The sequence below is a fragment of the Mucilaginibacter sp. P4_G9 genome, assembly GCF_056400985.1.
The window spans coordinates 1-4,592 of sequence record NZ_JBFUKF010000395.1 but is presented as its reverse complement, the minus strand read 5'-3'; the positions used below and the strand labels follow the sequence as shown (position 1 = coordinate 4,592).

Below are 4,592 nucleotides of genomic sequence, written 5' to 3'. Positions count from 1 at the left end.
CATTAATGATGCGCCTGTCCAATAAATTGCTTTCGTTGTTTTTGAGTTCATGATCTTGTGTGTTATAATGATTTATGATTCAAAAATGCATGGAAAGCGGGCATCGTCAGAGCTGTTTAAAGTTAAAGCGGACATACTGATATTTGGATCGGACAATGACAGGCGTGAAAATTTATTTGGTTCAGCTTTTTTTAATGTTCAATCCCTGAATTGCGAACAAACCAGCGAACGATAGCTTTTTGGAGTTCGTTGCAATCCGGGTTGTTGTCAGAAGAAGCCCAGGCGATAATCCCATCAGGACGTATCAGTAGGGAGCTTACAGCTAAACGGTCTTTTACACTGCCCGAAACATACTTCAATCGGTCGCCATATTCACTTGCCAAAGTTTTAAGTGAAGCATTCATATCAAAATCGAGCAGTATCCCTTGACCATCGTGCATTAACCCGCCAATTCTTGTACCGTCTTCGAGCTCAAAGTTGGGAACGCTGTGACCTGCCAAAGGGTGGCCGCCACCGAGATTGTAGTGTGTGTGAACGCCCCACACCCTTCCTGCAAAATAGGTGGCACCATCGCGCGTATTGATAAGGTCGCGGATAATTGCATACAGCGCGCGGGCATCGGGGCCTGGTTTCATGATTGCAACCTGGGCGCGTGACCAATCCAAAACCTGCGCACCAATTGGGTGCCGTTCGGTATAATAACTATCCAACAAGCCTTCCGGAGCCTTCTCCCGGATGGTTGCGGCAAGCTTCCAACCCAGGTTCATGGCATCGCCCAGCCCAAGGTTAAGTCCCTGGCCCCCCAACGGCGCGTGAATGTGCGCGGCGTCGCCGGCTAAAAGTACCCGTCCGTTGCGGTAGGTTGTGGCCTGCCGTGCGCGGTCGGTCCATGTGGTTGCGAAATGCAGGGCGCTGATAGTTACGTTGGTGTTCGAGATGCGACGAAGCACCTCCTGCACGTGTTCGGGCGTGATTGGCTTTTTTGAATTATGAAATCGGCCGCCGTCAAAATCCTGTATCACCAGGTAACCTGGCTGCGACTGCAGGTACATGCCTGTTGGCGTCACGTTTCGGCCTGGACTGAGCTTCTCCGGATCGGCGATGTCCACTTTCGCAGAGTAGCCGGTAAATTCCGGCTCCGTACCGGCGAATTCAAAACCGCCTGCCTTGCGAACAACACTACGGCTTCCATCGCAACCCACCAGCCATTTACCTTGAAATAATTGGTCGCCAGACCGAACAGTTACGCCGTTCCAGGTTTGATGAAAGCCGGTAATAGCAAGCCCGCGCCTGAATACTACACCCAGGGATTCTGCGCGGCGTGACAGCATCGTTTCAAGCTCCTCCATTTCAGAAATTAAACTGGTTTCTGTAGAGCCTGGCAGGCGATACTTCCACTGGGAGGTGTCGATATCGCCGTCATGGAATGGAATGCCGCCGAAATGTCCTGCCTGGCGGCGTGGCCCGAGTACGGCGTTTTGGTGGGGGTTTTTAAGGCGTTTATGTACCTCAAGTTCTTTTAGCAATCCACGACTGTAAAAGGCTTCAATAGTAGGCGCCGAAAGTCCCCGTATCCCGAAGGGAAGTTGCTTTAAGGGCGAGTGTGGATTCTCAGCCTTTTCCAGTATCAGGACTGAACATTTGGCCAGGGCCAGTTCACAGGCGAGGAATAGGCCTACAGGCCCTGCGCCGGAAATGATTACATCGTGGACATAATGATTTTGTGTGAATTTCTTGCTTTCAAGTGTTGCTTTCATATAGAATGATTGAAACACAAAAGTCTGGAATGCTCCTGCGTTAGGCTTGTATAAACGCGACAAAATCGCTGCTTAAAGCCTGTTTCCCTTTCTTTGCTTTTCGCGCGAAGGCCGCGGGCGTAGTGCCGCTATAGCGTTTGAATTCTCTGCTTAGATGGGACTGATCCGTATAGCCCAGCTCATGAGCTAAACCGGCAAGGTTAATATCCGGATAAAGCCATAATCGGTTTCGTACCTGCTCAAAGCGCATCAGAGCTGACACGTCTTTAACGGTATAGCCAGAAGATTGCTTGAAGTTTCTTTCCAGTGTACGAACCGTGGCATGAGCCGCCACCGCTACCTGCCTTACCGGCATGGTGCCGCTTGCGCCCCTCATCGCAGCTCCTGCTTTGAATAGCATACTGCTGGTAGCTATTCCTGACCGTGCATCCAGGAAATACTGTTTTACCTGGGCCAACGCTTCATCTATCCTGCCGGCTTCAATGCACTTATTCAATGTAGATTGAAGCCGGGCGATGGGATGCTCAAATGTGCGCACTCCGCCTTTACCGGGCGGCAGCCCGAGCAAATCGAACACGGTCCAGGGAAAGCACCTGATGCCAATGATATCTAAACGGCTTTTTGTGTAAAAAACAGCAGGCTGATTGAGCAGCCCCATCATAAACGGTGATGGCAATGCCTGCAAGCCTCCATCGTAAGAAATGCTGCAACCGCTTCCGAAATGAAAGATAATTTCAGCGTAGCCATCAGGTTGCACCTCAAAACCCGATTGTAGTTCTCCGGAATCTCTTCTGTTGTACCAAAAGCATTTTATGATATCCCGTAGCTCTTCGGGAGGCTCAAATTCCTGGTGCTGCATTTTGAAAGATAGCATATTGGGGGAGTAGCCGATTTAGATTTTATAGAATGTAGTACGTATACCATATACATATTCAAATATAACAAGAAAAGCCATCAGATTTTACCAGGCAGCTTTCTCGCTGTTAAACTGGCAAAATGTCGAACTTTTTGAATGATCTCCGATTGATTTCAGAAATAATTTAATTTTTTTATTGCTCATCTATCAAAGCTAATGGGGATTTTTTTAGCTACGAGAGCGTTTTATTTTACTAAGGAGATAATGAATAGTTAGGGCAAGGATAGTCCAGTAGATAGCAAACCCGATAAGAAAAAATGGGGGTGGCGTATCTGGTTCTTGTCTCAAAAAGGCAATAAAGGGCAACAGGGGACCTATCAAAACAATTTTGATAGGTAATAATATTGTGGATACGATGCTCTTCCAAACTATAGGTGATCCCGTTCCCATGAAAGACTCGCCATGAGCAGGAAAGAGTCGGACATCCGGGCCCAAAAGTGAGTTATAGATAAATTGAAAGGCAAATCCAAAAACGAGGAAGAGAATAACAAATTTTGTTCTTGAAATTTTCATATTAATATTTTTTATTGTTAATAAAAGTACTTTGTTATTCAAAGTTAAATAAAAACACTTTGCATTCCAAAGTGTTTTTTAAAATAATTATTCCGGATGGTTTTAGGGCTGTGAAAATGAGGCGGAGATGGGGTTATTAGGCGAGCTGTTAAATAATAGTAATAATGCAGTATGTTGTACCCAAATTAAAAAGCCTGTCACAATTAAATGTAACAGGCTCATCTTTCAGTAGCCGAAAAATTTGCTTTGAATTGTCTTAAATATTTTTGCGATCAATATTTTAATTTCAACCTTTGAATTAACATTTGTTATTGACAAATAAGCAATAGACTATCAAGCAGGGCGAACAATAGCCTAAGAAAGAAATTATGAAGCTTCTTCTCACTTCCGCCGGCATCAGCAATACGAGCATCCATAACGCGCTGGTTGAACTCCTGGGCAAACCGATTGCTGAGGCGAACGCGCTTTTCGTCCCCACCGCGATATACGCCATAGCCGGCGGTGCTGGCATAGCACGAAAGGTGATTTGCGGATCACTTGGTGACCCTTTCTGCGAATTGGGGTGGAAGTCGTTGGGAGTGCTGGAGCTCACTGCGTTACCCAGCATCAAACAAGAGCTTTGGGTCCCCATGCTCCAGGAAACTGACGCCCTGCTGGTTGGAGGCGGCGACTGCCAGTATCTGTGCTACTGGATGCAGCAGTCCGGACTGGCAGACCTCTTGCCCTCGTTGCTGCGCAAGACGGTTTACGTGGGGCTGAGCGCTGGGAGTATGGTGATGACCCGCTTTGGAACAACCTACAGTGGCCATATGCTGCCAGCTGAAAGCGGTAAATCGCTGGGACTGGTTGATTTTGCACTGCATCCGCATTTGGATCATGAGTGGTTTCCGGGAAATTCCCTGGCCAACCTGGAAAAGTTGGCTGCTACGATATCGGTACCGTCATATGCTATCGATGATCAGACCGCCATTAGAGTGATCGGCGACACCGTAGAAGTCGTCTCCGAAGGGAAATGGAAGCTGTTTACCCCTAATATCACTAATACCTTGTAAATTTTTGCCTAAAATGCATTAAAATAACAAAGGCCACTCTTTCGGGTGGCCTTCTTTCGAGTAGCGGGGACCGGCGATATGTCGAACTTTTTAAGTGATTTAGAATTAATTACAGACCTGAATCTCAAATTATCTGCTATGTTTTTTTGCTACGATTTTCATAAAGAGTTTAACGTCGTCCGAAATAGTTGAATCAAAGTGCTTTTCTGATCTGTAATCAATACCCCAATCTGTTCGATCAACGATCAGCGCGCCATTCACCACCACAGTTCCGTCCATTCCGTCCTTAAAAAGCATGCTGGCTGGAAAAGTAACTGCCTTTGTGATCCCTTCAATGGTCAGGTTCCCTGTAAC

Annotated in this window: 5 protein-coding genes; 1 reads left to right on the top strand and 4 read right to left on the bottom strand. The window is 46.8% G+C overall.

Features of this window, described 5'->3' with window-relative positions; all coding sequences use genetic code 11:
* Nucleotides 1-191: 191 nt before the first annotated feature.
* The 3 genes from AC1DPZ_RS22410 to AC1DPZ_RS22400 form a co-directional block, all read right to left on the bottom strand.
* Nucleotides 192-1,757 carry an FAD-dependent monooxygenase gene (locus tag AC1DPZ_RS22410; protein WP_477407629.1) on the bottom strand — a complete coding sequence of 522 codons (1,566 nt, stop codon included), beginning with the start codon at nt 1,755-1,757 and terminating at the stop codon, nt 192-194.
* Between the two features lie 40 nt (nt 1,758-1,797).
* On the bottom strand, nt 1,798-2,631 hold the full coding sequence (locus tag AC1DPZ_RS22405) for a helix-turn-helix domain-containing protein (RefSeq protein WP_477407627.1): 834 nt from the start codon (nt 2,629-2,631) through the stop codon (nt 1,798-1,800).
* A 210-nt stretch (nt 2,632-2,841) separates the two neighbouring features.
* The gene (locus AC1DPZ_RS22400) at nt 2,842-3,186 is read right to left on the bottom strand and encodes a hypothetical protein (protein ID WP_477407625.1); all 345 of its coding nucleotides are present in this window, start codon (nt 3,184-3,186) and stop codon (nt 2,842-2,844) included.
* A gap of 368 nt (nt 3,187-3,554) precedes the next feature.
* Between AC1DPZ_RS22400 and AC1DPZ_RS22395 the strand changes: the two genes are divergently transcribed.
* Nucleotides 3,555-4,238: a Type 1 glutamine amidotransferase-like domain-containing protein gene (locus tag AC1DPZ_RS22395; RefSeq protein ID WP_477407623.1), complete on the top strand. Its 684-nt coding sequence runs from the start codon at nt 3,555-3,557 to the stop codon at nt 4,236-4,238.
* Between the two features lie 129 nt (nt 4,239-4,367).
* Here AC1DPZ_RS22395 and AC1DPZ_RS22390 read toward each other — a convergent pair.
* Nucleotides 4,368-4,592, bottom strand: a 225-nt coding sequence (locus tag AC1DPZ_RS22390) for a YceI family protein (protein ID WP_477407621.1), incomplete at its 5' end; no start/stop codon positions are given.

Excerpts from the sequence above, each read along its gene's own strand:
- AC1DPZ_RS22400 (WP_477407625.1), bottom strand. The coding sequence starts at position 3,186 with ATGAAAATTTCAAGAACAAAATTTGTTATTCTCTTCCTCGTTTTTGGA.
- AC1DPZ_RS22405 (WP_477407627.1), bottom strand. The coding sequence starts at position 2,631 with ATGCTATCTTTCAAAATGCAGCACCAGGAATTTGAGCCTCCCGAAGAG.
- AC1DPZ_RS22395 (WP_477407623.1), top strand. The coding sequence starts at position 3,555 with ATGAAGCTTCTTCTCACTTCCGCCGGCATCAGCAATACGAGCATCCAT.
- AC1DPZ_RS22410 (WP_477407629.1), bottom strand. The coding sequence starts at position 1,757 with ATGAAAGCAACACTTGAAAGCAAGAAATTCACACAAAATCATTATGTC.